This window comes from Pseudoalteromonas sp. SG41-1 (assembly GCF_014164575.1).
GTDB lineage: Bacteria > Pseudomonadota > Gammaproteobacteria > Enterobacterales > Alteromonadaceae > Pseudoalteromonas > Pseudoalteromonas rhizosphaerae.
Genome location: NZ_JACJFL010000038.1, coordinates 20,791 through 46,563, shown reverse-complemented (window position 1 = coordinate 46,563; position 25,773 = coordinate 20,791). Strand labels below are relative to the sequence as shown.

Below are 25,773 nucleotides of genomic sequence, written 5' to 3'. Positions count from 1 at the left end.
CCTAAAACCTAAAACCTAAAACCTAAAACCTAAAACCTAGGACCTAGGACCTAAAACCTCATCCCCCAATCATCTGGTCAGACCATTGTATTTTTTTATAAAATTCCTTCCTAAACACTGGCTTTATCTCATACTGTTTGATCTTTGTGCAAAATACGTTAGGGTGTTTTTTAAGGTGCGTCGCAGCGAAATTGACAGCAAACTTGCTTTTTGATAACGTATGGCTCAAATTTGGTATGACCAATTTACCTTTTGGTCTAGTCTCTGGGCACAAACTTGGATTTTTCAGGTTACATTTCCACTACAATGCGGACGTTGATTAATGTCTTTAAAGATTAAAGCAGCAAAACTATCGGATGTTATTTTACAGCAACTTGAGAACATGATTCTTGAGGGCTCATTAGCACCGGGTGAGAAACTGCCGCCAGAGCGTGAATTAGCCAAACAATTTGAAGTGTCTCGCCCTTCATTACGTGAAGCCATTCAAAAGCTAGAGGCAAAAGGCTTAGTAACGCGACGTCAAGGTGGCGGAACGTTTGTAAAAAATCAGCTAGAAGAAGGGCTCACTGATCCGTTATTTGACTTGATCAGTAAACATCCGGAATCACAGTTTGATTTATTAGAGTTTCGTCATGCTCTCGAAGGGATTGCAGCTTATTATGCTGCGCTTCGTGGTACTAGCACTGACTTTGCTAAAGTTAAGCAAAGCTTTGAATGCATTGCATTGGCTCATGATGATTTACTACAAAAAGCCAAAGCAATTAACGCGTTTCACTTTAGTGTGGCAGAAGCCTCGCATAATGTGGTGTTACTGCATTTAGTGCGCGGTATGCGGGCATTGCTTGAGCAAAATGTTTTACAAAATTTAACGGTATTGTTAGAGAAGCCGCATATTAGTTCGCGCTTAGCTGAGCACCGCCGTTTATTGATGGATGCAGTGATTGAAGGGAATCCAGAGCAGGCGCGACTTGCCAGTAATGCTCACTTAGCTTTCATTGAAGAAGCGTTATTGGAAGCAGGTAAAGAGCATTCACGAATTGAGCGTAGTTTAAGACGCACAAAGCAAAATTAAGTAACAAAAAACTAAGTTAAAGATAAATAATTTAAGCAAGTGCTGTATATGGCAACACGATTACCACAGTGCTAATTAAGAACATTCGTATTTTAAACATAAGGAAACCTCCATATGTCTGAAGTCAATAAAATTGACGTAGACGCGCTAGAAACACAAGAGTGGTTACAAGCTCTTGAATCAGTTGTGCGTGAAGAAGGTGTTGAACGTGCTCAGTTTTTACTTGAGCAAGTATTAGAGCAAGCCCGTTTAGACGGTGTTGATATGCCAACAGGTATCAACACAAACTACGTTAATACGATCCCGGTAGATCAAGAACCTGCTTACCCAGGGGACGTAAACCTTGAGCGCCGTATTCGTTCTATTATTCGTTGGAACGCAATCATGATTGTATTGCGTGCTTCGAAAAAAGACCTCGACCTAGGCGGCCATATGGCGTCTTACCAGTCATCAGCGGCGTTTTATGAAGTATGTTTTAACCATTTCTTCAAAGCCCCAAATGATGTAGACGGCGGTGACTTAGTTTATTATCAAGGTCATATTTCTCCGGGTATTTATGCACGTGCATTTGTTGAAGGTCGTTTATCTGCTGCGCAGCTTGATAACTTCCGTCAAGAAGTTGATGGCGAAGGTTTACCATCTTACCCACACCCTAAATTAATGCCTGAATTCTGGCAGTTCCCTACGGTATCTATGGGTCTTGGTCCTATCGCATCTATTTACCAAGCGCGCTTCTTAAAGTACCTAGATGGTCGTGGTTTAAAAGACACTAAAAACCAACGTGTATACGCGTTTTTAGGCGATGGCGAAATGGATGAGCCAGAATCGCGTGGCGCTATTTCTTTTGCTGCCCGTGAAAAACTAGACAACCTTTGTTACTTAATTAACTGTAACTTACAGCGCCTAGATGGCCCAGTAATGGGTAATGGTAAAATCATTCAAGAGCTTGAAGGTCTATTCAAAGGCGCTGGCTGGAATGTGATCAAGCTAGTGTGGGGCAGCGGCTGGGATATCCTACTAGCTAAAGACACCACAGGTAAGTTATTGCAATTGATGAACGAAACAGTCGATGGCGATTACCAAACTTATAAAGCTAAAAATGGCGCGTACGTACGTGAACATTTCTTTGGTCGTTACCCTGAAACAGCAGCACTTGTTGCTGATATGACAGATGACGAAATCTTCGCGCTTAAGCGTGGTGGTCATGAACCATCAAAATTATTCGCTGCATTCAAAAAAGCAGAAGAGACCAAAGGTCGCCCAACAGTTATCCTAGCTAAAACCGTAAAAGGTTACGGCATGGGTGAAGCGGCTGAAGGTAAGAATATTGCCCACCAAGTGAAAAAAATGGACATGTCACACGTTGCCCATTTACGTTCACGTTTAGGTCTTGATGATTTAGTATCTGAACAGCAACTTGCAGAACTTCCTTATTTAACACTTGAAGAAGGTTCGGCTGAGCACAAGTACTTACATGCTCGCCGTGATGCACTTAAAGGTTATACGCCAAAACGTATTCCTAACTTTACTGAAAAGTTAGTACTGCCAGAAGTAGAAGCGTTCAAGCCACTACTTGAAGAGCAAAAGCGTGATATCTCTACCACTATGGGCTTTGTTCGTGCACTTAATATCTTATTGAAAGATAAAGGTATTGGTAAAAACATCGTACCAATTATTGCCGATGAAGCGCGTACCTTTGGTATGGAAGGTTTATTCCGTCAAATCGGTATTTATAACCCGCATGGCCAAAACTATACGCCGCAAGACCGTGATATCGTTTCTTACTACAAAGAAGCAACATCGGGTCAAGTATTGCAAGAAGGTATCAACGAGTTAGGTGCAATGTCATCGTGGGTTGCTGCGGCAACATCATACAGCACTAACGATTTACCAATGATCCCATTCTATATCTACTATTCAATGTTCGGTTTCCAACGTGTTGGCGACATGGCATGGATGGCGGGTGACCAACAAGCACGTGGTTTCTTATTAGGTGCTACTGCCGGTCGTACAACATTAAACGGTGAAGGCCTACAGCACGAAGATGGTCACAGCCATATTCTTGCTAACACAGTACCTAACTGTATCTCTTACGATCCAACATACGCTTACGAAGTAGCGGTTATTGTTCAAGATGGTATTCGTCGTATGTACGGTGAAAGCCAAGAAAACATTTACTACTACCTAACGCTTATGAACGAAAACTATGCACAACCTGCTATGCCAGAAGGTGCTGAAGAAGGTATTCGTAAAGGTATCTACAAGCTAGAAAGCTACGCAGGCAAAAAAGCCAACGTACAGCTATTAAGCTCAGGTACTATCATGACTGAAGTGCGTAAAGCAGCCGCGATTTTAAGTGATGATTACGGTATTGCATCTGATGTGTATTCAGTAACGTCGTTTAACGAATTAACTCGTGAAGGGCAAGATGTTGAGCGTTTCAATATGCTTAACCCTGAAAGCGAACAGAAGACTGCCTACATCACCAGTGTATTAAATGACTCAGTGACTGTTGCCGCAACGGATTACATGAAAAACTACGCAGAACAAGCGCGTTCATTCATTCCAAGCAGCAACTACAAAGTATTAGGTACCGATGGTTACGGTCGTTCTGATAGCCGTGAAAACCTTCGTCGTCACTTTGAAGTTAACGCCAGCTACGTAGTAGTTGCGACGTTATCTGAACTTGCTAAACGTGGTGAAGTTGAGAAGTCAGTTGTGGTTGAAGCACTTAAAAAGTTCAACATCGACACTAACAAACTTAATCCACTGTACGCATAAGAGGTTTGCAATGAGTATTGAAATTAAAGTACCAGATATCGGTGGCGATGAAGTCGAAGTAACCGAAATTCTAGTGAGCGTTGGTGACAAAGTTGACGTTGACCAATCATTACTAACTGTTGAGGGTGATAAAGCCTCAATGGAAGTACCTGCGGCACAAGCCGGTACTGTAAAAGAAATCAAAGTAAACGTGGGCGACACGGTTACTACGGGTTCTTTAGTATTCTTGTTTGAAGGTGAAGAGCAAGCATCTAGCGAAGCGCCTGCAGAACCAGCAAAATCTGAAGCTGCAGCACCTGCTGCGTCTTCAGGTTCAACAACTAAAGAAGTCACGGTACCAGATATCGGCGATGATGAAGTTGAAGTGACGGAAATCATGGTTGCTGTTGGCGACACCGTTGAAGAAGAACAATCTATCTTAAACGTTGAAGGCGACAAAGCGGCAATGGAAGTACCAGCGCCGTTTGCAGGTACTGTTAAAGAAATTAAAGTTGCCGCTGGCGATAAAGTAAAAACAGGCTCTTTAGTGTTTGTTTTTGAAGTGGCTGGTAGTGAGCCTGCAGCTGCGAAAGCAGAAACAGCGCCAGCTCAAGAGTCTGCGCCGGCACAAAGTTCAGCGCCAAGCAGTAAAGAAGTAAACGTGCCTGATATCGGCGGTGATGAGGTTGAAGTCACTGAAGTGATGGTTGCAGTAGGCGATAAGGTTACTGAAGATCAGTCAATCTTAAACGTTGAAGGCGACAAAGCGGCAATGGAAGTACCAGCACCGTTTGCCGGTACTGTTAAAGAGATTAAAGTTGCTGCGGGCGATAAAGTATCGACCGGTTCACTTATCTTTGTATTTGAAGTGCAAGGCAGTGCACCTGCAGCTACCGCTGAAAAAGCGGCTTCTGAATCTGCACCAGCAGCGAAAGCAGAATCAGCTCCAGCTGCACAAGCAGCGCCTGCAAAAGCGAGCAATGAAAGTTTTGAAAACAATAGTGCGTATGCTCATGCATCGCCAGTTGTTCGCCGCTTAGCCCGTGAGTTTGGTATTAACCTTGCGAACGTAAAAGGCTCAGGTCGTAAAAATCGCGTTGTGAAAGAAGACGTGCAAGACTATGTGAAGAACTTAGTTAAGCAAGTTGAATCAGGCCAATTAGCGACAGCTTCTGGCAATACTGGTGGTAGTGAACTTGGTTTAATTCCATGGCCAAAAGTTGATTTTGCTAAATTTGGTGAAATCGAAGAGAAAAAACTATCTCGTATTCAAAAGCTATCGGGTAAAAACTTACACCGTAACTGGGTGCAAATCCCGCATGTTACGCAGTTTGATGAAGCTGATATCACAACTCTTGAAGAGTTCCGTAAAGAGCAAAATGCCCTTAGCGAGAAGAAAAAGCTAGGTGTTAAAATCACCCCGCTGGTATTTGTAATGAAAGCAGCAGCGAAAGCACTTGCTGAGTTCCCTACATTTAACTCATCACTATCTAACGACGGTGAAAGCTTAATTCTTAAGAAGTACATCAATATCGGTGTTGCAGTTGATACGCCAAACGGTTTGGTTGTGCCAGTATTTAAAGATGTTGATAAGAAAGGCATCATTGAATTATCGCGTGAATTAATGGAAGTATCTGTTAAAGCGCGTGACGGCAAACTTACCTCTTCTGATATGCAAGGTGGTTGTTTTACAATTTCAAGCCTTGGTGGTATTGGCGGTACAGCCTTTACGCCAATCGTAAATGCCCCAGAAGTTGCTATTTTAGGTGTCTCTAAGTCTGAAATTAAACCTAAGTGGAATGGCAAAGAGTTTGAACCAAAACTAATGGTTCCACTTTCTATGTCTTACGACCATAGGGTGATTGACGGTGCACTAGCTGCACGCTTTACTGTAACTTTAGCAAGTTACATGAGCGATATTCGCCAATTAGTAATGTAAGCAATTGCTGCATGTAGCGAAATAAATAGAATCAAATCCCAGCCAGTTGTTTTTTGCTGGGATTTTTACCATTTGCAATGATACAATCTTTGTATATCTTGCATAAATTTTTGATCTGCTCTCCCTTTCTGCCTTGCAGAAACATGGCAGTTAAACTTTAGGGCAGTGTCCCGTTCAAACAATTAAGGTAAAAGCATGAGCAACGAATTAAAAACTCAAGTTGTTGTACTAGGCGGTGGTCCTGGTGGTTATTCTGCGGCTTTCCGTGCTGCTGACTTGGGCTTAGAAGTAACAGTAGTAGAATCTCGCGACACATTAGGCGGTGTATGTCTTAATGTTGGTTGTATTCCTTCGAAAGCACTTTTACACGTAGCTAAAGTAATTGATGATGCAGCAGAAATGTCATCTCATGGTGTTACTTTTGGCGCACCACAAATTGATTTAGATAAAATTCGTTCGTGGAAAGAGTCAGTTGTTAGCCAACTTACTGGTGGCCTAGACGGCATGGCTAAAATGCGTAAAGTTAAAGTGGTTTACGGTTACGGTAAATTCACAGGTAGCAACACGCTTGATGTTGAAGGCGCTGACGGTAAAACAACAATTACTTTTGATAACGCTATCATTGCTGCTGGTTCTAAACCTGTAAACTTACCTTTCATTCCTGAAGATGACCGCGTAATTGATTCAACCGGTGCACTAGAGCTTAAAGACATCCCTGAAAAGCTATTAGTATTAGGTGGTGGTATTATCGGTCTTGAAATGGGTACTGTGTATCGCGCACTAGGTTCTGCAATCGACGTGGTTGAATTTGCTGACCAACTAGTACCAGCTGCTGATAAAGACATCATCAAGATTTACCAAAAATACGTAAGTGATAAATTTAACGTTATGCTATCAACTAAAGTTGTTGGCGTAGAAGCGAAAGATGACGGCTTATACGTTACATTTGAAGGTAAAAACGCACCAGCTGAACCAGTACGTTATGACAAAGTATTAGTTGCTGTTGGTCGTACACCAAACGGTAACTTATTAGATGCTGACAAAGCGGGTGTTAATGTTGATGAGCGTGGCTTCATTAATGTTGATAAGCAACTTAAAACTAACGTTGACCACATCTTCGCGATTGGTGACTTAGTTGGCCAACCTATGCTTGCGCACAAAGCGGTTCATGAAGGTCACGTTGCTGCTGAAGTTATCTCAGGTCAAAAACATTACTTTGATCCGAAATGTATTCCTTCAATTGCCTATACTGACCCAGAAATCGCTTGGGTTGGCGTAACTGAGAAAGAAGCAAAAGAGCAAGGCTTAAGCATTGAAACAGCTGTATTCCCATGGGCTGCATCAGGTCGTGCAATTGCATCTTCTCGTACTGAAGGTTCTACTAAACTGATCTTTGATAAAGAAAGTGGCCGTATTATCGGTGGTGCTATGATTGGTATTAACGCAGGTGAAATGCTGGGCGAAATCGGTCTAGGTATCGAAATGGGCGCTGACGGTGAAGATTTAGCATTAACTATTCATGCTCACCCAACATTGAACGAATCAATCGGCCTTGCAGCTGAAATATTTGAAGGTTCAATCACTGATTTACCAAACAAAAAAGCAGTTAAAAAGAAGAAGTAAGTTCTTTTAGTTAATTGTTTAAAAACCCAAGCCTCGGTTTGGGTTTTTTGTTTTTAATGGTCATAAGTTGATTAATATGACCCTTTAAAATTTACGGCTTATTGCTAAGTCCTGTTTACCTCGCTCCCACCCCTTTATGCTCAGCTTGCGCAAGTTGTATATATTTACGCTCGACTAGTTGTGATAGCGGCACGAGTTCAAAACCTTGTTGTTCAAGTTCGGGTAGCATGCGCTGTAAGAATTCAATGGTTTCAGGGTAAGGGTGGGCAATCGCGATGGCGAAGTTATAACGTTCGGCTTTATACTTTAGTTCGTTGAGGCGAAATTGTAACTGTTTCTCATTGGGAATATTATCTAAAAACACATGGCGGCCGACATTTTCAACGCCATATAAGTTGGCAACATTTTGCGCTTGGCTTAAGCCTGTAGTGCGGCTATCTAAAAAGTACAGGTTGCGCTTTTTCAGCACTTCCATAGTCCATTTCATGGGCAGGCTTTCTTGAGTAAGTGCTGAGCCCATATGATTATTTACACCTTTGACCTGCGGTAAGGTTGCAAGCGCATTGCCGAGGGTGATTTGTAATTGTTCTTTACTCATATTGCTGGTGAGTGCGCCGGGGCCAAGTGCTTTGCTGCTGTCGAGTGCTTGCATAGGAATATGCAGCAGTAATTCTTTATTCGACTTACTGGCTAGGCGCGCAAAAACTTGCGAATACGGGGTATGAGGCAAAATCGAGAACGATATTTTACCTGGTAAATTTAGGATTTCGAGGTCGCGTTGATGATTGCCAATATCATCAATCACAATCGCTATTTGCTTATTTGCGGCAAGCGTAGGCAAGCTAAAAAAAAGCCAGAACAACCAAGTTAATTTTTTCACGTTTATAATTTTTATTATCTTTTTTATAGTGAGCTAAAAGCTTTATTTCATAGTTAATAGCTGCTGTGCTTTTAATAACAGTGGATCAGCTGAGTCTTTGCGTGACCATGGCCGATCGTCATTTCCTTGTTCGTTTTTTATTATAACTACTTTATCAATTTGCGAAAGGGTTGATTGATTAATCGCCACATCGGGGGTTACTCCAATCCCCTCAATAGATTGACCCGATGGGGTAAAGTACTTTGCAGTGGTTAATTTTAGTGCTGTATTACCATTGCCTAATGGGATCAAAGATTGCACCGATCCTTTGCCAAATGATTGGCTGCCAATTAGTGTGGCACGGTGATTGTCTTTAAGTGCAGCGGCTAAAATCTCTGCTGCTGAGGCCGAGTTTTCATTAATAAGTACGACGATTGGCGCACCATTTAAAATATCACCTTTTTTGGCGCGAAAGTGCTGGTTTGCATCATAAAAGCGACCTTTGGTGGTGACTATGGTGCCACTTTGTAAAAATAGATCCGATACCGCTACAGCACTTTGTAATGTGCCGCCAGGATTGTCGCGTAAATCGAGCACTAAGCCTGTAAGTGGATTACCGTAATGGCTTTGCAGTGCTGTTATTTGCCGCGCAACATCATGCAAGGTGTGATTGGTAAAGCTATTTATTGCCAAATAACCAATACCAAACTCTGATAATGAACTGGTGACACTCTCTAAGTTAATTTCTGATCTAGTCAGGGTAAAATAAATGGCTTGTGGTGAATTACTTCGTTCAACCGTTAAGGTAACCGTTGCTGTGTCACTAGCTTTAATCATTTGCGCAACTTGATTGATGTCTTTATGTGCGACTGTTTGCTGATTAACGGCAAGTAGCACATCATTTATTTGTATTCCGGCAATGGCTGCGGGAGAGTCTTTAATTGTGTTTACAATAATAATTTTTTGTTGTTGCTGTTTTATTTCAATCCCAAGGCCTGTGTAGCGGCCATTAGTGCTGCTAAATAGCGCTTCTAACTCGTGTTCATTAAGGTACTTAGAGTAAGGGTCTAGCTGTGCGAGCAGGGCTTCAAATTGTTGACTGCTTTCAAAACTTTGTTGCAAAGCTAAGTCTTCAACATAATAGGCATGGATATTAAAGAGGATTTCGTTTTTTTGTTGGCTTTTTAAATCGCCCACCGAGGTCACTGCAAAGCTATTAAAACTCAGGCACAAAAAAACGCTAACGAGTAATAAATAGCTTATTAGGATGCGATTAAAAGCAGAGTATTGTAACTGCTGTATTTGTAATTGTGTATTTAGCATCAGCTGCTCCCAGTGGGGTGCAGCTGTTTAATCAATTAAATGCGTCTGCACCATGTTACAGGATTTACTGCGCGTCCTTTGTGGCGTATTTCAAAGTATAGACCAGAATTTGCTTGTCCGCCGCTTTGACCAACTAAAGCGATAATATCGCCTTGGCGTACTATATCACCTACGTCTTTTAGTAAGGTTTGAGTATGGCCGTATAAACTCATAAAGCCTTCACCGTGGTCAATAACAATAACCCAGCCGTAGCCTTTTAACCAATCAGCAAACACGACTTGACCGTTGTGGACGCTATGCACATTATTGCCTTCATTAGCGCCAATTAATACGCCTTTCCAGTCAATACCACCGTGCTTATGTTGGCCGAAGCTGTGCTCAATTTTACCTTTTGTTGGCCAGTTTAATTTACCTTTACTGGCTGATAGGCCCAGTAACTCAACCTTTTTAGTTTTTTCTTTTTCAAGTTCTTGCAAGGTAGCTACTAGGGTTTTTTCATTATCTTTTAAGTAATCAATTGAGTTTTTGGTTGAGCTAAGCTTGGTTTTTAATTCACTGATGTTGGCTTTTCGTTGTTGTTGCGCTGCAATGAGAGCTTGATGACGATTGGCTTGCTCTTCATGGAGCACAACTAAGTGTTGTTTGGTTTTTTCAAGTTCGGTTTGTACATCCGCTATTTCAATCAGGAGTGCTTTTAGCTCATCAATTTGCTCAATGCGCGCTTTGTTGAGGTAATTATAATAACTTAATGTGCGTTCAACCTGTGCGGTATTTTCTTGATTCAATAGCATTTTAGAGTAGTCATGTCCGCCAGACATATAGGCACTTTTAATTTGTGCGGCGAGTGCATGTTGCTGCTCTAGGCGTTTTTCCTCAAGTGCTTCAGCTTGCTGCTGTTGCTGTTGTTGTTGTTTTTCAGTATCGCGAATTGATTGCTCGGCAATATTTAGTGCCTTAGCGTTTTTTGCGATCTCGAGTTCGTGCTGTTGCAGGTTCTTTTGCGATTTTTCGATGTCTTTACGCTGGGCGGCAAGTTCAGCTTGGCTTTGCTTTAACGCCGTTTGGATTTCGCTGAGATCTTTTTTAGTACGATCTTCATTAGCGACGGCAGGCGCCGTCACTAATAAAGTGAGTATTAACGCAGTAACAACGAGCGTACTAAAAATTAATGGGTTAATACTTTTATTCATGGTTTATTTCAATGTCATGATTGGTGTGCCAGTCATCTCGCTTGGTTGTTCCATGCCCATTAAGTGCAACATGGTTGGCGCAACATCACTGAGCGCTTTGCCTTCGCTTGGTGTTGCATCACGACCAACATAAATGAAATGAACAGGTTCACTGGTGTGTGCGGTATGCGCTTGGCCAGTTTTAAGGTTAGCCATTTGTTCAGCATTACCGTGATCAGCTGTAATTAATGCTTCACCACCAAATTCTTCAAGGGCAGCAACAACACGACCAATACAATGATCGACTGCTTCACAGGCTTTTACTGCGGCTTCAAATACACCTGAGTGACCGACCATATCGCCATTTGGATAGTTACAAATAATTGCATCGTATTTACCGCTTTTAATCGCTTCGACGAGTTTATCAGTGAGCATTTCTGAATTCATTTCAGGTTGTAAATCGTAGGTTGCCACTTGTGGTGATGGGATCAGCTCGCGGGTTTCACCTTCAAATTCATCTTCACGTCCGCCACTGAAGAAAAACGTCACATGTGCATATTTTTCAGTTTCAGAAATACGTAGCTGTGTTTTATGGTGTTTTTCAAACCATTCACCCAATACATTAGTCAAAGGGACTGTGGCAAAGGCTGCTGGTGCGTCGATGTCTGCTGCGTATTCGGTCAACATAACAAAGCCGCTTAGTGCGGGGGCTTTTTTCTTGGCGAAACCGTCAAAGTCTTTATCAACAAATGCGCGGGTCATTTCACGAGCACGGTCGGCTCTAAAGTTTAAGAAAATAACCGTATCACCGTCATTAATTTGTACTGCGTCTTGGCCTTGTGCTGCTATGGTAGTTGCAGCAACAAACTCATCGTTTTCATCACGTTCGTAAGCCGCAGCTAATGCATCAACACCATTTTCGTAGCTATGTTGTGCGATCCCACTGACCATTAGATCATAAGCTTGCTCTACTCGGTTCCAGCGATTATCGCGGTCCATTGCATAGTAGCGGCCAATGATTGATGCTAAGCGACCACAATGTAATTTGCTAAATAGCGCTTCAATACGTTCAATTGACGTTTTTGCGCTACGTGGTGGAGTGTCTCGGCCATCTAAAAATGCATGAAAGTACACTTCTTTAGCGCCGCGCGCTGCAGCTAATTCAATTGCAGCTACAATATGATCTTCATGACTATGCACACCACCTGGGCTTAATAAGCCCATTAAATGCACTGCTTTAGCAGCATTCACTGCTTTATCAATGTTTTCAACTAGTGTTGGGTTATGCGCAAACTCACCGTCATTTATTGCTTTAGTGATGCGGGTGAAATCTTGATAAACCACACGGCCAGCACCTAAGTTGACATGGCCTACTTCTGAGTTGCCCATTTGCCCATCAGGAAGACCAACATCTAAACCAGAGGCTGAAATTAGGGTGTGCGGGCGAGTTGCCCAAAGTTCGTCTAAAACAGGGGTGTTTGCCGCTAAAATTGCGTTGCTTTGGGTATCTTCACGGTATCCCCAACCATCTAAAATCATGAGTACGAGAGGTTTTTTATGTTGTGTCATTTTTGTTCCTGAAAATTAGCTCCTGCTTAGCCTTAGCATACCGTGTTTTGTGGTTATGATCAGCAATCAAAAGGGCATATTAAAATATTTCACTCTCTGGTAATTTCTAATCAAGCACGTATACTTGCGTGGCTAGGGCATTACCCTTACGTTTAACCCCAGTGCTAAAGGCGCGGGACAATTTTCATAGTGGAAGACGCATGGATCAATATATTGAATTTGTCGGTAATCATCCGATATTAAGTTTAGCTTGGGTTGCTTTAGTAGCACTCATCGTGGGCGGCTGGTTTAAAAGTAAGTTTTCAGCAATTCGTCAAATAAATCCGCAACAATTAACATTATTAATTAACCGTGAAGACGGTGTCGTTGTAGATATACGCGCACAAAAAGAATTTAATAATGGCCGTATTGCAGGCGCTGAGCACCTTAGCTCTGAAAAAGCGAAACAATCTGACTTCTCAAGCCTTGAAAAGTCTAAGAGTAAACCCATTATATTGGTATGTACCACAGGCATGACAGCCTCAGGTATCGCAACTGCTATGCATAAAGCTGGTTTTGAATCAGTTTATGTTTTATCTGGTGGTATGGGTGCATGGCAAAGTGCTGGTCTACCAACGACAACAGGTCGCTAATTAAGTTAGTTAGGCCGATAGAGGAATTGTTATGAGTAATGTTGTTCTTTACACCAAAGCGTATTGCCCTTTTTGTCAGCGTGCTTTAGCGTTGCTAACAAATAAAGGTGTGCAATTTACAAATATCGACATTGGTGTACAGCCTGAATTACGTGATGAAATGATTGCCAAAGCAGGTGGCGCGAGCACAGTACCGCAAATTTTTATTAATGATGAGCATATCGGCGGTTGTGACGACATGATGGCGATTGAAGCCCAAGGCAAACTTGACGCTAAGTTAAACGCTTAAGCATTTATTATAAAAACGATTAAAAGTTAGGAATTATCATGAACGAAGAAAACCAGAACGTAGCAGCACAAGAAGAAACTGGCGCACAATTTACGATCCAACGTATTTACACAAAAGACGTGTCTTTTGAAACGCCTAATTCACCTGCTATTTTCCAAAAAGAATGGACACCAGAAGTTAAGCTTGACCTTGACACACGTTCTAATAAATTAGACGAAGGCGTGTTTGAAGTAGTATTAGCACTGACTGTTACTGCTTCTATCGGTGAAGAAACGGCTTTTTTATGTGAAATTCAACAAGCGGGTATTTTCACTATCGCTGAAGTTGAAGAAGTACAACTTGCACACATGCTTGGCGCATTCTGCCCGAACGTGTTGTTCCCGTACGCACGTGAAGCGGTATCTAACTTAGTTAACCGTGGTACATTCCCACAGCTTAACCTTGCACCTGTGAACTTTGATGCGTTATTCGCTCAATACATGCAGCAACGTGCAGCGCAAGCTGAACAGGCAACTGCAGACGCATAACTTATGAGTACAGCCAATTCAGCTGTTACTGTATTAGGGGCGGGGTCTTATGGCACCGCCCTTGCTATTTGTTTAGCCCGAAACGGTCACCAAGTGACACTTTGGGGTCGCAATAGCGATGACGTTGCCACGCTTGCAGCTGAGCGGAAAAATCAACGTTACCTGCCCGATGTCACTTTTCCTGACACCTTACACCTTGAAGCCGACTTACACACCGCAGTAACTGCAAGCCAAGTGATTTTGGTTGTTGTGCCAAGTCATGCATTTGGCGATACGCTACAGCAAATTAAGCCTTCATTACTTGAAGGGGCACAAGTTGCATGGGCAACCAAAGGGCTTGAACCAGATACAGGCCGACTTTTGCAAGAAGTTGCCCAGCAAGAATTAGGTGATGATGTGCCACTGGCAGTCGTATCAGGCCCTACATTTGCTAAAGAAATGGCGATGGGTTTACCTACTGCTATTTCAGTGTCGTCAACATCAACAGCCTTTGCAAAACAGTTAGCTGAACTATTGCATTGTGGTCGCTCATTTAGGGTCTATAACAATAATGATTTTATTGGTATTCAGCTCGGTGGCGCGGTTAAAAATGTGATTGCGATTGGCGCTGGTATGTCTGACGGCTTTGGTTTTGGTGCTAATGCGCGGACAGCATTGATCACCCGTGGTTTAGCTGAGTTATGCCGGTTAGGCTGCGCGCTTGGTGCTAAGTCAGAAACCTTTATGGGCATGGCTGGGCTGGGGGATTTGATCCTAACGTGCACCGATAATCAGTCTCGTAACCGTCGTTTTGGTTTAGCACTGGGTAAAGGTGAAAAGGTAGAGCAGGCGATAGCATCAATTGGTCAAGTGGTCGAAGGTTATCGCAACACCAAAGAAGTCTATTTACTTGCACAACGTACTGGTATTGAAATGCCGATCACTGAGCAAATCTATCAGGTACTTTATGAAAATAAAGACGTGAAAGAAGCCGCGATGGCTTTATTAGGTCGCGAGCAAAAATCAGAGTAACAGTGCCTTGTAGCTGCCAGCGTTTATGGGATTGTATAAACGCTGGCAGTTAATCTAATAACTAACATGGTACTTAGTCATTCATCAAATTAGATTGTTTTCTCAGGTTGTTTTTTTCGAGATAAGCAGCTACTTTTTCAGCACAAAGCGGGCGACTATAATAATAGCCTTGCATCGTATTACAGCCCATAACATGCAACATATAAGCCTGCTCTTTAGTTTCAACCCCTTCGGCAACAACATCGATATGTAAGTATTTAGCGAGGCGAATAATTGTCGCGGTAATATTACGATCCTGCTCACTATCGACAATATCTTTTATGAAAGAGCGATCAATTTTTAAAGTATCAATTGGAAAACGTTTTAGATAGCCCAATGATGAATGACCAGTACCAAAGTCATCTAGCGCAATGGTAAATCCTAGTGCTTTTAAGCGATTCATTTGCTGTTGGGCAAATTCAGGGTTGTCCATCATGGCACTTTCAGTTATTTCTAACTCAACACAGCGCGCAGGTACGTCGTAGTTTGTTAAACACTCAGTGAGGGTTTCGACTAAACTACTTTGCTGAAAGTGCAGAGCTGAAACATTAATAGCTACTTTGCCAAAACTCACCCCTTCATTACGCCATAACTCTAGTTGCTTAAATAGCTGCTTCATTAGCAATAAAGTGAGAGGAATAATTGCGCCATTTTGTTCTGCAAGAGGGATAAATTCAACAGGACTAATTATACTGCCATCAACTTGTGGCCAACGGACTAAAGCTTCAAAACCATGTACTTGATCTTTATCTGCGTTATATTTTACTTGGTAGAATAATTGAAAATCCTGATGTTCGATAGCCCGAAAAAGTGCACTTTCTTTACTTAGCTCATTAGTATCAATCGTGTGTTTAGATTTATCAAAAAATTGATAATTATTGTGACCCATCTTTTTGGCGTGATTAAGCGCACTGTTGGCGCTGCGCATCAGCGCTTCGCTGTTATAACCATTTTCTGGGTACCCAGCGATGCCACAACAGGCAGAAATAAAGCTCTCTATACCATCAAGCATAAACGGTGTTTGGAATTGTTTAAGAATATTATCGGCCAGTTTTTTGGCGAAAAAGACGGTCTTACCTGAATATAAATAGGGCGGTACAAGTACAGCAAATTCATCTCCCCCTAAGCGGGCCAAGGTATAACCAGAATCAAGGTTTCGAGTGAGTCTGCCCGCAACTTCTTTTAATAGTTCATCACCGATTGCGTGACCAAGGGATTCGTTAATTTTATTAAAATTGTCTAAATCTATAAAAATAATCAGTAAATTAGGGAAGTTGTTATTACAGCTGGCAATTGCCTTATTTACAGATTCAATAAAAATAGTGCGATTGGATAGCCCAGTGACAGAATCTCGAGTGGTTAATTTAAGCATCGCACGTTCATTATTCTTACGTGCAGTTACATCTGAAAATAACCCAATATAATGCGCGCTACTAGTACGTAGGTTAGGGGTTTTTACTTTCGTTATCGATAAATCTAAGGCATAGGGTTGCCCGTCTTTACGCACATTCCAAATTTCACCAGACCAATAACCATCAACCTCTAGATCATTATAAATGAGGCTTTCTAATTTTTTATCGCGGCCGTTTACAGTAAAGGCTTTTGGTTTTTTACCCACTACATCAGCAAGAGTAAAGCCACAAATAGTTGTAAATGCTTGGTTTATGTTCGTTATTTGAAACTGTTCATTGGCGATCCAAATGGCATCTTTTGATTGCGTCATTAACGCGTTGACCAAATTATGTTTAGCACCACTTTTTAATCTATAAACAATTAACAGCAGTAAAATAGCGAAAATAGCCGCTAAAATGAGATAATTGATCCAGTGAGGGAAAGTAAAAGCAGTTTGTTTAATCATTAACACTAGCGGTTCGCTGTTTACTTGATTAAGGTTTTTAACTTCAAGATAAATATTCTTTTCACTACTTGCCAGTGACAGCATAGTTTGAGTCGGCGGCAGTGCTAGCCAATCGCCATTGGGATCAAGCCGGTAATTTAGCCGCATAGGTAAGAGGCTATTACTGCTAAACCAAACAGAAATCCCTTTTAGCGGTTGGCTGGTATTTACTGCGTTGGTTGCTAAGTGGTAATAGTCTTGGCTTTTATCTTTGTAGTGCAAAGTCAAATGACTGACTAAAAAAGAGCTGCTTTGAGGTGGTGCTTGTTTTGAATGTACTTCTAATAAAGTATTACCTGTTGGTGCAAACAACATTATTTTATCACGATAGCTAACGCTAAAGAGTGAACTCGGAAGTTGCTTATAACTTATAGAATCATCAATATAAGCGGCAATACTATGAGTGGCATTTTCAACCCATAGGTTAGTGCTGGGTTTGTAGAGTTTTATCGCTTGAGAATCAACTATCCACAAAGCATTTTGTGGTGCTTCGTAAATGGCTGTGGTGTTGAACGTACTTACTTTATCAAAATTTATCTCAAGTGTTATTTGCTGAGAATTTTCAGGTGGTTGCCATTGACTCAGCCATAAGCCGTTACTTGTTGCAAGCCAAAGCCTTGAAGAGTTGCGTTGATAATAAATAGCGTTGATCTGCCCGAGGGCTTCAGTTTCAAGCACAAGGGCGGTGAGCTGTTGTTTAGCAATATAAAATAATTGCTCACCATTACTTGCTAGATATTGCTCGTCATTAAGGGATGTTAAAGCATTAATGTTATTAATTGGTAGTGTTTGGTTTTGTTGCTGCGTCGCAAAATCATATTTTATTAATTGCTTTTTGGTTGCTACCCACAGTGTTGTTGGGGCAGTTGAATGCAGCGCAGCAACTTGAACCTTTATCAATAAATCAAAAGTGAGGTTGCGGGCACTGTATAAATATAAACCAGTGTCGGTTGCAACAGCCCATTTGTCTTCGCGCAGATAAGCGATGGTAATAATTTTTTTATGTTGTGTAAAATTACCTAACTGTTCCAACATGTCAAAGTATTGCTGCATACGCGGAGCAGGATTATCGGTGATAGGAGTTGTGATAATTTGCATTACAGGGAGCTTTAGCCAGCTTTTAGTGGCAGTTTGCAGCCACAGTTGTTGGTTGTTTTGTTTAATTGATAAAAAGCGTGCAGGAGCACTATAAAACAAAGGATTCGTGTTTTTGCTCGTTAGATCATGTTTATAAGCGCGATTTTTATGCAAATAATAGAGCTGATCATCAAAGTAATTTAGTTGTTGAACATGCGCATGCTGGAGTTTTATTTCTTGCATAGAGTGCGCGTTGTTAAACAGGTAATGTTGGTCGTTATTGGTATTGATAAGGATCGCTGCTGAGGTTTGACTTGGACTCAATTGCGCGATAGGCGCGGGGACGATAAGCTGAGCTGTAATTGCATTACTTGCTAAATCAAAGTGACTAACTAAATTACTACCTGAATGTAGCCATAGGCTGTTGTTAAATCCCAATGCGAGTTCGACGATCTGCTCTGAAAAGGCGAATGGAGAATAGATTTTTTCGTCTTTTATAGTGTGGATCTGACCTTGGTACAGAAAGTAAAAGCCGAGCTCAGTGGTTAATATCGGCTGTTTTAGCGGTGTTGCTGTTAGTTGAATTAACTGGTTGTTAATTAAGTTTATTAAACTCAGCCCTTGCTCAGTGTTAATTAATAACCAGGATTTATAGGTCGCTACTTGTAAAATGGCTTGATTCGCAAATGATGAAAAAGGTGGTGCTTGGCCACTAAAAAGATGCACCGAGTCGTAATTAAACAGCCCTTTATTGGTAGCGAGCCAAAACGCATTACTTGGGTCTTGAGTAAAGTCATTAATGGCGGGTAGCGAAAGTTCATTCGCATTTAATTCAGCTACACTCGCGTTTGCATTTACAATAGATAACATGCTAATAAAACAGCATATTTGAAGGAAAAAACGCATTACAATCCATTGAATCAGTTTAAAAAGAACTTATTTAGAATAGTGTAGGAATAGAAATAATGCGAATCCACTCGAAGCAAATTTATTGCTATATGTAGTGCTAAATTATAATGGTGATTATAAAACAAGGCGCCCAACGATATAGGCGCATTTTAATATAATTTACTGCGCGTTAGGAAAGCCTAACTGACGCCATGATTCATAAACAAAAACAGCCACTGCGTTAGATAAGTTCATGCTTCTACTGTTAGCTTGCATAGGAATACGCACACGTTGTTCATTAGGTAGTGATTGAATTAAATCATCTGGTAAGCCACGGGTTTCTGGGCCAAACACTAAACAATCACCTGCTTCATAACTCGCTTGATGGTGAAATTGACTGCCTTTAGTGGTACATGCATATACTTTTTTAGGTTGGCATTTTTCTAAGTAAGCTGCAAATGACGGATGGCGTTGCACATGGCTAAATTCATGGTAATCAAGGCCAGCTCTTTTCACGCGCTTATCGTCCCACTCAAAGCCCAAAGGCTCGATTAAATGCAAAGCATAGCCCGTATTTGCACACAGGCGAATAATATTCCCTGTGTTAGGTGGAATTTCAGGTTGGTATAAAACGATATCAAGCATAACGAGCCTTATTGGTGATCTACATTTTGACGTTCGAGAGTATACACGAAACAGATAAAAAAAATGATATACTCATTTTAAGTAAACACTTTAAGCATAGGCAAAAACGTGCATCAGCGCAGTTATGAGTTTTGGGTAAAAACAGCAAGTGTGGTCACTATGGTGATGGTGAGTTTAATGATTGCTGCTAAATGTTGGGCATGGCTTGCGTCTGGCTCTGCCTCTATGCTCGGATCACTCACCGATTCTTTGATGGATATTACCGCTTCAGCAATGAGTTTTATGGTGCTCTTTTATGCACTGCGCCCAGCTGATGACGATCATCGTTTTGGCCATGGTAAAGCCGAAGCCTTGGCGGGTTTAGGGCAAGCGGCATTTATTGCAGGCTCTGGTTGTTTATTGGCGTTTCATGGTATAGAGCGATTATTTAATCCTGTGGTACTAAGTCATTCAATGCTCGGGGTATGGGTTAGTCTATTTGCGATTGCTTGCACCTTAGTGGTGGTTTATGTACAAACTCAAGTCATTAAGCATACCGAGTCCATTGCAGTTAAAGCAGACTCTGTGCATTACAAAGGCGATATAATTTTAAATGCAGCAGTACTGCTGGCCATATTGCTTGCGCAAAATGACATGCTGTACGCGGATCCTATTTTTGCCATTGGTGTTGCAGGTTATTTGCTTTATAACAGTTGGGATATTGCTAGGCAAAGCGCTGACCATTTAATGGATAAAGAGCTACCTGAGGACGAAAAAGCCAGTATCATATCAATCGCTAACAGTCATAACAATGTATTTGGCGTACATGACGTACGCACGCGACAAGGTGGTAAAGTTAAGTTTATTCAAATGCATTTAGAGCTTGAAGATCAACTCCCCTTGATCCGTGCTCATTATGTAGCGGATGAAGTAGTGGCGATGATCCAACAAGAATTTAATTGTGAAATGGATATTTTGATTCATCAAGATCCAATGTCATTGAGTAATAGCCGCGCTCAAGTTAATGAATCACAAAACTGATAAAAACGGCTAAGCACAGCTTTGCGAATGGTGTCTTGTTCAAATAGTAACTCGTGCTTAGCATTCGCAAATGTTTGTAAAATAGCATTACTTTGACGGTGAACTAAGGCTAATTGGGCTTGGTTATCAACCACAGTATCATTCTCAGCACTGGCTACAAAAAGTGGAATCGATAGCTGTTGTTTTTCAAGAGTTGCCATAAAGCCAAAAGCTTCATTCAACCAGCCGTAAGTCACCCCGCCTAATTGTAGCGCGCTATCCGTTTGGTAGGTTTGTCTAAATAAATCATAGCGAGTTTCGCTACTGGTAAGGTCATTCTGTGCGAATTCATCAGGCAGGTAATCTGCTTGGCCAAACGCATAGTGTTTATTAAAACCAAACAAACAGGCAGCACGGGCGGCAAGTTTAGCCAGTGGTTTGGGAGTACCTTTAGTGAAAATATCAAACATGGGCGAAGACAAAAATACCCCACTGTAGTTATGTTCAAACCGGGTCAGGAAATCAAAGGCAATCGCGCCGCCCATTGAATGCCCTAGGATGACTTTTTTGCCTTGGTAGAGTTTACTGACAATTAGACGGTCAAACAGTGCTAAATCATCAGCATAATCACTAAATTTATTAACAAAACCTTTATGAGGATTGGCTAAAGCGCGATAAGAACGGCCTTGTCCTTGATGATCAATAATAAACACCGCATAGTTATTTTTATATAACTCCCAGATTAGCTCTTGGTATTTATCTAATCCTTCAATACGTCCAGAGCAAATAACAATAGCGGCTTTGGCATGCTCAGGTATCACATAGCCATAATATAAATCGCCATTATCGGTAGTCAGCTGCGCTTTGTGCAACTGCTGCTGAAAAAACTCTGTGATCTCAGGTTGTTGGGTAAGTAAGTTTTGCTCTGTGCTGTAAAACATAATGGCCATGATTATTTTTGTTTATCCAGAGGTAAGGCGATACGCACACATAACCCACTTGGTTGTTTATTATGCAGCGTTAAACTGCCAGAATGGGCGGCAATTGCATTTTTAGCAATTGCTAAGCCAAGTCCTGTACCGCCGCTAGTTCTGTCTCGTGCATCAGATTGGCGAAAAAATGGCTCACATAATTTGGCTAAATTTTGCGGTTCGACGCCCGGGCCATCATCGCTGATCTCTATATAAATAGCATCACTTAAACTCAATGTTAGGGTGATTGTTTGCTCTGCATATTTTATTGCGTTGCGTAAAACATTCTCTAGCGCACTGGCAATGAGACTCTCGTCACAATAAATATCAACATTGAGTTGACCATTTATAATTAATTGCTTATTGGTCTGTTTAGCTTCAAATTGCGCATCATTCAAAACATGATCAATAATGATCTGTAAGGATTGTTGATGCAGCGATAGCGCCTGACTTTTCGCCTCTAAGCGCGATACTTGCAGCACATCAGCGATCATTTTATCGAGCTGATTTGCTTCTTTTTCAATGCGTAATAAATAGGTTTGGTTTTCTTCTGGGGTCTGCATTTGCGCAAGACCCGTAGCCATTTTAAGGCGAGTTAGGGGGGAACGCAACTCGTGAGATATATCAGCCAATAAGCGCTTTTGTGCAGAAATCAGTTGCTCTAACTGACTTGCCATACTATTAAAGTCGCGGCCAAGTACGCCCAGTTCATCTTGCCTGTTTGGATCAATTTCAGCGCGCGCGGTTAAATCGCCGTCAGAGAGCTTAATTGCAGCTTGCTTTAAGTGATTAATAGGTGCAATTAGGTTACGACTAAATATAAAACTTAAAGTTAATGAAGCCAGTAAAGCAATGATCACTTTTAGCCAAATCGGCATCAGCTTTAACCGTATAAAAAAAGGTGGTTGATGATTCTCATCAATTTCGTATAGGTAAAATTGCCCCTCAGGAAGGTTTATTTTTATCGGTCCGAATGCTTGATAATACTCGGTAAAAATAATTTGTGGCGGCATGTTTTTAGTGAAATTAAGTAAACTTAAATCAATCTCACTTGATGGTACTCTGCTACTGAGCGAGTGATCTGGCTGATCTGAATTTAAATATAGTAACTTTTGTTTTGCAAGCCGCGGATGAGTTAAAATTTCGGCAATCGATTTATTATGTTTGACTACCATACGTTCGATGCCTTTGGCCGTGTATTGCAAGTTTTTCTGCATGGGCCCATGTAAGTTCTCATAACTGACTTGATTGGTCGCAATGTTACTTAAAAACACCAATGCAGTTATGGTGCCTATTACTGTTAGCCAAAACCACACAAAAATTTTGAAAAATAAAAAGTGCTGAGGATGTTTTAGCCAAGAAAACCGAGTTTTATTACTCCCCTTGGATAAAGACATAACCAGTCCCTCGCATGGTTTTTATTCGTTCTGCATTGTTGAACTCGGCAATTTTTTTACGAATATTACTCACATGCATATCAATTGAGCGATCAAAAGAGGCTAGGCGTCTACCGAGCACCTCTTCACTTATTTGCTCTTTACTGACCACTTCACCTGCATGTTTAACCAGTAAGGCAAGTACTTCATATTCAGTACCGGTTAGGCTTAGCGGGTGTTCATCTACATACGCTTCGCGGGCAGCTAAATTTATAACAATATTATTAACGGTTAACTTATTACTGCTGGTATTTGCTAGGCTAGTAATATGTTCAATACGACGAGTAATCGCTTTAACCCGTGCGAGTAATTCACGATGATTAAATGGTTTAGGAATGTAATCATCAGCGCCTAGTTCAAGACCAAAAATACGGTCAAAGTCTTCACCTTTGGCGGTTAGCATAATTACCGGCGTTAACTTTTTTTGTCTAAGCTGTTTTAATACTTCAAAGCCATCTAGTTTCGGTAACATAACATCGAGTAAAATTAATGCATACTCTTGCTCAAGCGCTTGTTTTAAGCCTTGTTCACCATCATGGGCACATTCTATTTGAAAACCTTGCGCAGTTAAGTACTCCGAGAGTAACTCACATAAACCGGTATCATCATCAATCATTAATAGCTTCATTATTTGCTCACCTTAACCACGCTGGAATAACTTCATTTTACGCCTTAACGCACTTAAAAGTGAACCTTTACACAACCTTTACATTGCTTTGCGTTGCTTTGCACTTGGTTAGTTATAGTGAACATAACAACTGAACAGACACTAAGTTACAAGCAACTCAAAGGTAATGATTATGACTATTTCAAGTAAAGTTTCTAAACTAGTATTAATTTGTGGATTAGCGACAGCAACATTAGGCACTGGCGCCGTAATAGCAAAAGAGGGCATGGATCATAAACCAGGCCATTCTCAACAGCATAAACAAGCGCGCTTTTTACTCTCTGAGCGTGGCGTTAAAAAGCTTGATTTAACTGAGCAACAACAAACTCAGTTAAAAAGCATTTTTGATGCGCAAAAAGCACAGTTTAAAGCGCTACGTGGTAACGATAAACAGGCCATGAAGCAAGAGCGTGCTGCCCATAAGGCACAAATGCAAGCATTGTTAGATATGCCAACCTTTGATGAAGCTGCAGCGAAAGAGTTATTAGCGCAGCGCCAAAGCAAAGGCGAGCAATTTGGCTTAATTAACCTAAAAACGCAGCATCAAGTATGGCAAGTATTAAATGCTGAACAACGTGAAAAGTACCAAGAAATTAAAAAACACATGCGTAAAAAAGGTGACAAAAAACGCAGCCATGACGAACAAACGGCAAGCTAAGTAATTACCAAAATTACTAAAGCGAAAAATGAAGCGCGGGAGAGATCCCGCGCTTTTCTTTTTTAACGAGCCATGTGGCAGCTATTTTATATCGCGACAGAGTTTGCTCTGCAGCTGAGTTTTATCCAACGTCTAAATTATATATTTGACGGGGTATAAACCTGCGGCTACACACTGGTAGCAGGTTTATATCGCGTCATAGTGCTAACTTAATAAGTGTAAGTAATTTGCGTACATTTAAGCGCATGCACAAGACAAGCTAACCTTACTCACTTATGCTATGAATGATGCAAATAAGCCCGCCATTTCACCCGATGAAATAATCAATATTCGCGAAGCGTTTAATATGTCGCGCTGAGTATTTGCAAACTTATTACGTACCTCAGCAAGAATGTTTGAAAACTGGGAACAAGGGCGCAGTGTTCCTAATGGGCAAGCAATTACTTTACTAAAACTGGTGCAGCGTTATCCAGAAACATTGAATCATATAGCTGAGTTGTAGAGTTAGTTTTCCTAGCCCTTATAATCTAGCACCTATGTTAGCTCTTTTATCGCATTACTTATGCCATCTAAACTCAGCGGGTACATGCGGTTATTCATTAGCTGCTTGATAAAATCAATTGATTGGTAGTAACGCCAGTGTTCAACCGGTTGTGGGTTGAGCCAGGCGACTTTATCAAAATGATTAGTGATGCGTGCCAGCCATGCGCTGCCGGGCTCTTCGTTGTAGTGTTCCACTGAGCCACCGGGGTAGGCAATTTCATACGGGCCCATAGTGGCGTCGCCAACAAAGATCACTTTATAGTCACTGGTGAACTTATTGATTAGCGTCATGGTGTCGATGACGTTAGAGTGGCGGCGTTGATTATCTTGCCATACGTGTTCGTATAAACAGTTATGGAAGTAGTAAAATTCTAAGTGTTTAAACTCGCTATGCGCGGCGCTAAATAATTCTTCACAGGTGTGAATGTAATCATCCATTGAGCCGCCAATATCAAACAGCATCAATACTTTTACCGCATTGTGGCGCTCTGGTGCCATTTTTACATCCAGCATGCCGCCTTGTTTGGCGGTAGCGCGAATGGTCTCGTTTAAGTCGAGGGTGTCACTGGCGCCAGTGCGAGCAAACTTGCGCAGTTTTTTAAGGGCGAGCTTAATAGTGCGTGAGCCAATTTCACGGTCAGAGTCCAGATTACGATATTCGCGTTTATCCCATACTTTTACCGCTTGGCGATTGCGGTTGCCGTCTTGACCAATCCTTACGCCCTCAGGGTTATAGCCATACGCGCCAAATGGCGATGTACCACCCGTGCCCACCCATTTATTGCCACCAGCGTGGCGTTTTTGTTGTTCTTCTAGGCGCTCTTTGAGGGTTTTCATTAGCTCATCAAGGCCGCCCATGGCTTTAAGCTGGGCTTTTTCTTCATCGGTTAGGTGTTTTTCAAACTCTTTGCGCAGCCAATCTTCAGGTAAGTTGTGCTGCTGTTTTAAGCTTTCGAGTAAGTCGAGATCGGCAATGCCGCTAAAGTAATCAGCAAACGCTTTATCAAACCTGTCAAAGTGGGTTTCGTCTTTAACCATAATGGTACGGGCTAAATAATAAAATCCGTCAATATCGGCAAATACCGCGCCTTTTTTTAGCGCGTTGATCAAATCAAGCAGCTCGCGCAAACTAACAGGTAAACGGTATTCACGCAGTTTGAAGAAAAACGCAACCAACATC

20 protein-coding genes and 1 pseudogene are annotated in these 25,773 nt (G+C 41.5%); 11 read left to right on the top strand and 10 right to left on the bottom strand.

Translation table 11 applies throughout. From position 1 onward, the window contains the following. The first annotated feature begins 322 nt into the window (after positions 1 to 322). From pdhR to lpdA, 4 genes are all read left to right on the top strand, one after another. A complete protein-coding gene (gene pdhR / locus H5203_RS17230; RefSeq protein WP_145235214.1) occupies positions 323 to 1,072 on the top strand; it encodes a pyruvate dehydrogenase complex transcriptional repressor PdhR in 750 nt (249 codons plus the stop codon). Positions 1,073 to 1,186: 114 nt separating this feature from the next. Next, the gene (gene aceE, locus H5203_RS17225) at positions 1,187 to 3,853 is read left to right on the top strand and encodes a pyruvate dehydrogenase (acetyl-transferring), homodimeric type (protein WP_182767846.1); all 2,667 of its coding nucleotides are present in this window, start codon (positions 1,187 to 1,189) and stop codon (positions 3,851 to 3,853) included. 10 nt (positions 3,854 to 3,863) lie between these two features. Beyond that, positions 3,864 to 5,771: a pyruvate dehydrogenase complex dihydrolipoyllysine-residue acetyltransferase gene (gene aceF, locus H5203_RS17220; protein WP_149981339.1), complete on the top strand. Its 1,908-nt coding sequence runs from the start codon at positions 3,864 to 3,866 to the stop codon at positions 5,769 to 5,771. 195 nt (positions 5,772 to 5,966) lie between these two features. Continuing rightward, positions 5,967 to 7,394, top strand: a complete 1,428-nt coding sequence (lpdA, locus tag H5203_RS17215) for a dihydrolipoyl dehydrogenase (RefSeq protein WP_145235220.1) — start codon at positions 5,967 to 5,969, stop codon at positions 7,392 to 7,394. A gap of 115 nt (positions 7,395 to 7,509) precedes the next feature. Here lpdA and H5203_RS17210 read toward each other — a convergent pair whose 3' ends face one another. The 4 genes from H5203_RS17210 to gpmM are packed head-to-tail and all read right to left on the bottom strand — an operon-like array spanning position 7,510 to position 12,314. Next, positions 7,510 to 8,274: a divergent polysaccharide deacetylase family protein gene (locus H5203_RS17210; RefSeq protein ID WP_182731556.1), complete on the bottom strand. Its 765-nt coding sequence runs from the start codon at positions 8,272 to 8,274 to the stop codon at positions 7,510 to 7,512. 42 nt (positions 8,275 to 8,316) lie between these two features. Then, positions 8,317 to 9,576 (bottom strand): S41 family peptidase, encoded by a 1,260-nt coding sequence (locus H5203_RS17205; protein WP_145235224.1) that lies wholly within the window; start codon positions 9,574 to 9,576, stop codon positions 8,317 to 8,319. Positions 9,577 to 9,611: 35 nt separating this feature from the next. Next, positions 9,612 to 10,766 carry a murein hydrolase activator EnvC gene (locus H5203_RS17200; RefSeq protein WP_145235227.1) on the bottom strand — a complete coding sequence of 385 codons (1,155 nt, stop codon included), beginning with the start codon at positions 10,764 to 10,766 and terminating at the stop codon, positions 9,612 to 9,614. Between the two features lie 3 nt (positions 10,767 to 10,769). Then, the gene (gpmM, locus tag H5203_RS17195) at positions 10,770 to 12,314 is read right to left on the bottom strand and encodes a 2,3-bisphosphoglycerate-independent phosphoglycerate mutase (protein ID WP_145235229.1); all 1,545 of its coding nucleotides are present in this window, start codon (positions 12,312 to 12,314) and stop codon (positions 10,770 to 10,772) included. 200 nt (positions 12,315 to 12,514) lie between these two features. On the opposite strand from gpmM, the gene H5203_RS17190 reads away from it, so the two are divergent. Genes H5203_RS17190 through gpsA form a run of 4 tightly spaced genes read left to right on the top strand, consistent with a single transcriptional unit; the run spans position 12,515 to position 14,773 of the window. Beyond that, on the top strand, positions 12,515 to 12,946 hold the full coding sequence (locus H5203_RS17190; RefSeq protein WP_145235231.1) for a rhodanese-like domain-containing protein: 432 nt from the start codon (positions 12,515 to 12,517) through the stop codon (positions 12,944 to 12,946). 31 nt (positions 12,947 to 12,977) lie between these two features. Next, a complete protein-coding gene (gene grxC / locus H5203_RS17185; protein WP_145235234.1) occupies positions 12,978 to 13,235 on the top strand; it encodes a glutaredoxin 3 in 258 nt (85 codons plus the stop codon). Positions 13,236 to 13,273: 38 nt separating this feature from the next. After that, positions 13,274 to 13,762 (top strand): protein-export chaperone SecB, encoded by a 489-nt coding sequence (gene secB / locus H5203_RS17180; RefSeq protein ID WP_145235236.1) that lies wholly within the window; start codon positions 13,274 to 13,276, stop codon positions 13,760 to 13,762. A gap of 3 nt (positions 13,763 to 13,765) precedes the next feature. Then, positions 13,766 to 14,773, top strand: coding sequence for an NAD(P)H-dependent glycerol-3-phosphate dehydrogenase (gene gpsA, locus H5203_RS17175; RefSeq protein WP_145235238.1), 1,008 nt, complete (start codon positions 13,766 to 13,768; stop codon positions 14,771 to 14,773). Between the two features lie 73 nt (positions 14,774 to 14,846). Here gpsA and H5203_RS17170 read toward each other — a convergent pair whose 3' ends face one another. Continuing rightward, on the bottom strand, positions 14,847 to 18,692 hold the full coding sequence (locus tag H5203_RS17170; RefSeq protein ID WP_182820029.1) for an EAL domain-containing protein: 3,846 nt from the start codon (positions 18,690 to 18,692) through the stop codon (positions 14,847 to 14,849). A 162-nt stretch (positions 18,693 to 18,854) separates the two neighbouring features. Continuing rightward, positions 18,855 to 19,319, bottom strand: a complete 465-nt coding sequence (gene trmL, locus H5203_RS17165; protein ID WP_145235242.1) for a tRNA (uridine(34)/cytosine(34)/5-carboxymethylaminomethyluridine(34)-2'-O)-methyltransferase TrmL — start codon at positions 19,317 to 19,319, stop codon at positions 18,855 to 18,857. A gap of 108 nt (positions 19,320 to 19,427) precedes the next feature. On the opposite strand from trmL, the gene H5203_RS17160 reads away from it, so the two are divergent. Then, on the top strand, positions 19,428 to 20,339 hold the full coding sequence (locus H5203_RS17160) for a cation diffusion facilitator family transporter (RefSeq protein WP_182820028.1): 912 nt from the start codon (positions 19,428 to 19,430) through the stop codon (positions 20,337 to 20,339). Here the strand turns inward: H5203_RS17160 and H5203_RS17155 are convergent. The 3 genes from H5203_RS17155 to H5203_RS17145 are packed head-to-tail and all read right to left on the bottom strand — an operon-like array spanning position 20,315 to position 23,353. Beyond that, positions 20,315 to 21,259 (bottom strand): alpha/beta fold hydrolase, encoded by a 945-nt coding sequence (locus H5203_RS17155; RefSeq protein WP_145235527.1) that lies wholly within the window; start codon positions 21,257 to 21,259, stop codon positions 20,315 to 20,317. The two genes, H5203_RS17160 and H5203_RS17155, sit on opposite strands and share 25 nt — an antisense overlap. An 11-nt stretch (positions 21,260 to 21,270) precedes the next feature. Continuing rightward, positions 21,271 to 22,686 (bottom strand): ATP-binding protein, encoded by a 1,416-nt coding sequence (locus H5203_RS17150; RefSeq protein WP_145235246.1) that lies wholly within the window; start codon positions 22,684 to 22,686, stop codon positions 21,271 to 21,273. Then, positions 22,664 to 23,353, bottom strand: a complete 690-nt coding sequence (locus H5203_RS17145; RefSeq protein WP_145235248.1) for a response regulator transcription factor — start codon at positions 23,351 to 23,353, stop codon at positions 22,664 to 22,666. The genes H5203_RS17150 and H5203_RS17145 overlap by 23 nt, the downstream gene beginning before the upstream one ends. A 172-nt stretch (positions 23,354 to 23,525) precedes the next feature. Between H5203_RS17145 and H5203_RS17140 the strand changes: the two genes are divergently transcribed. Both H5203_RS17140 and H5203_RS23145 read left to right on the top strand, forming a co-directional pair. Beyond that, complete coding sequence (locus H5203_RS17140) at positions 23,526 to 24,050, top strand: Spy/CpxP family protein refolding chaperone (RefSeq protein WP_145235251.1); 525 nt, start codon at positions 23,526 to 23,528, stop codon at positions 24,048 to 24,050. A 244-nt stretch (positions 24,051 to 24,294) separates the two neighbouring features. Then, positions 24,295 to 24,552: pseudogene (locus tag H5203_RS23145) on the top strand (helix-turn-helix domain-containing protein); the annotation flags it as partial. A 32-nt stretch (positions 24,553 to 24,584) separates the two neighbouring features. Here H5203_RS23145 and H5203_RS17130 read toward each other — a convergent pair. After that, a complete protein-coding gene (locus H5203_RS17130) occupies positions 24,585 to 25,772 on the bottom strand; it encodes a VWA domain-containing protein (protein ID WP_182820027.1) in 1,188 nt (395 codons plus the stop codon). Position 25,773 lies beyond the last annotated feature (1 nt).

Coding starts and splice junctions, on each gene's coding strand:
- aceF (WP_149981339.1), top strand. CDS start 3,864: ATGAGTATTGAAATTAAAGTACCAGATATCGGTGGCGATGAAGTCGAA.
- H5203_RS17150 (WP_145235246.1), bottom strand. CDS start 22,686: ATGTCTTTATCCAAGGGGAGTAATAAAACTCGGTTTTCTTGGCTAAAA.
- aceE (WP_182767846.1), top strand. CDS start 1,187: ATGTCTGAAGTCAATAAAATTGACGTAGACGCGCTAGAAACACAAGAG.
- H5203_RS17190 (WP_145235231.1), top strand. CDS start 12,515: ATGGATCAATATATTGAATTTGTCGGTAATCATCCGATATTAAGTTTA.
- H5203_RS17170 (WP_182820029.1), bottom strand. CDS start 18,692: ATGCGTTTTTTCCTTCAAATATGCTGTTTTATTAGCATGTTATCTATT.
- H5203_RS17130 (WP_182820027.1), bottom strand. CDS start 25,772: ATGTTGGTTGCGTTTTTCTTCAAACTGCGTGAATACCGTTTACCTGTT.
- H5203_RS17155 (WP_145235527.1), bottom strand. CDS start 21,259: ATGTTTTACAGCACAGAGCAAAACTTACTTACCCAACAACCTGAGATC.
- lpdA (WP_145235220.1), top strand. CDS start 5,967: ATGAGCAACGAATTAAAAACTCAAGTTGTTGTACTAGGCGGTGGTCCT.
- secB (WP_145235236.1), top strand. CDS start 13,274: ATGAACGAAGAAAACCAGAACGTAGCAGCACAAGAAGAAACTGGCGCA.
- trmL (WP_145235242.1), bottom strand. CDS start 19,319: ATGCTTGATATCGTTTTATACCAACCTGAAATTCCACCTAACACAGGG.
- grxC (WP_145235234.1), top strand. CDS start 12,978: ATGAGTAATGTTGTTCTTTACACCAAAGCGTATTGCCCTTTTTGTCAG.
- H5203_RS17200 (WP_145235227.1), bottom strand. CDS start 10,766: ATGAATAAAAGTATTAACCCATTAATTTTTAGTACGCTCGTTGTTACT.
- pdhR (WP_145235214.1), top strand. CDS start 323: ATGTCTTTAAAGATTAAAGCAGCAAAACTATCGGATGTTATTTTACAG.
- H5203_RS17145 (WP_145235248.1), bottom strand. CDS start 23,353: ATGAAGCTATTAATGATTGATGATGATACCGGTTTATGTGAGTTACTC.
- H5203_RS17140 (WP_145235251.1), top strand. CDS start 23,526: ATGACTATTTCAAGTAAAGTTTCTAAACTAGTATTAATTTGTGGATTA.
- gpsA (WP_145235238.1), top strand. CDS start 13,766: ATGAGTACAGCCAATTCAGCTGTTACTGTATTAGGGGCGGGGTCTTAT.
- H5203_RS17205 (WP_145235224.1), bottom strand. CDS start 9,576: ATGCTAAATACACAATTACAAATACAGCAGTTACAATACTCTGCTTTT.
- gpmM (WP_145235229.1), bottom strand. CDS start 12,314: ATGACACAACATAAAAAACCTCTCGTACTCATGATTTTAGATGGTTGG.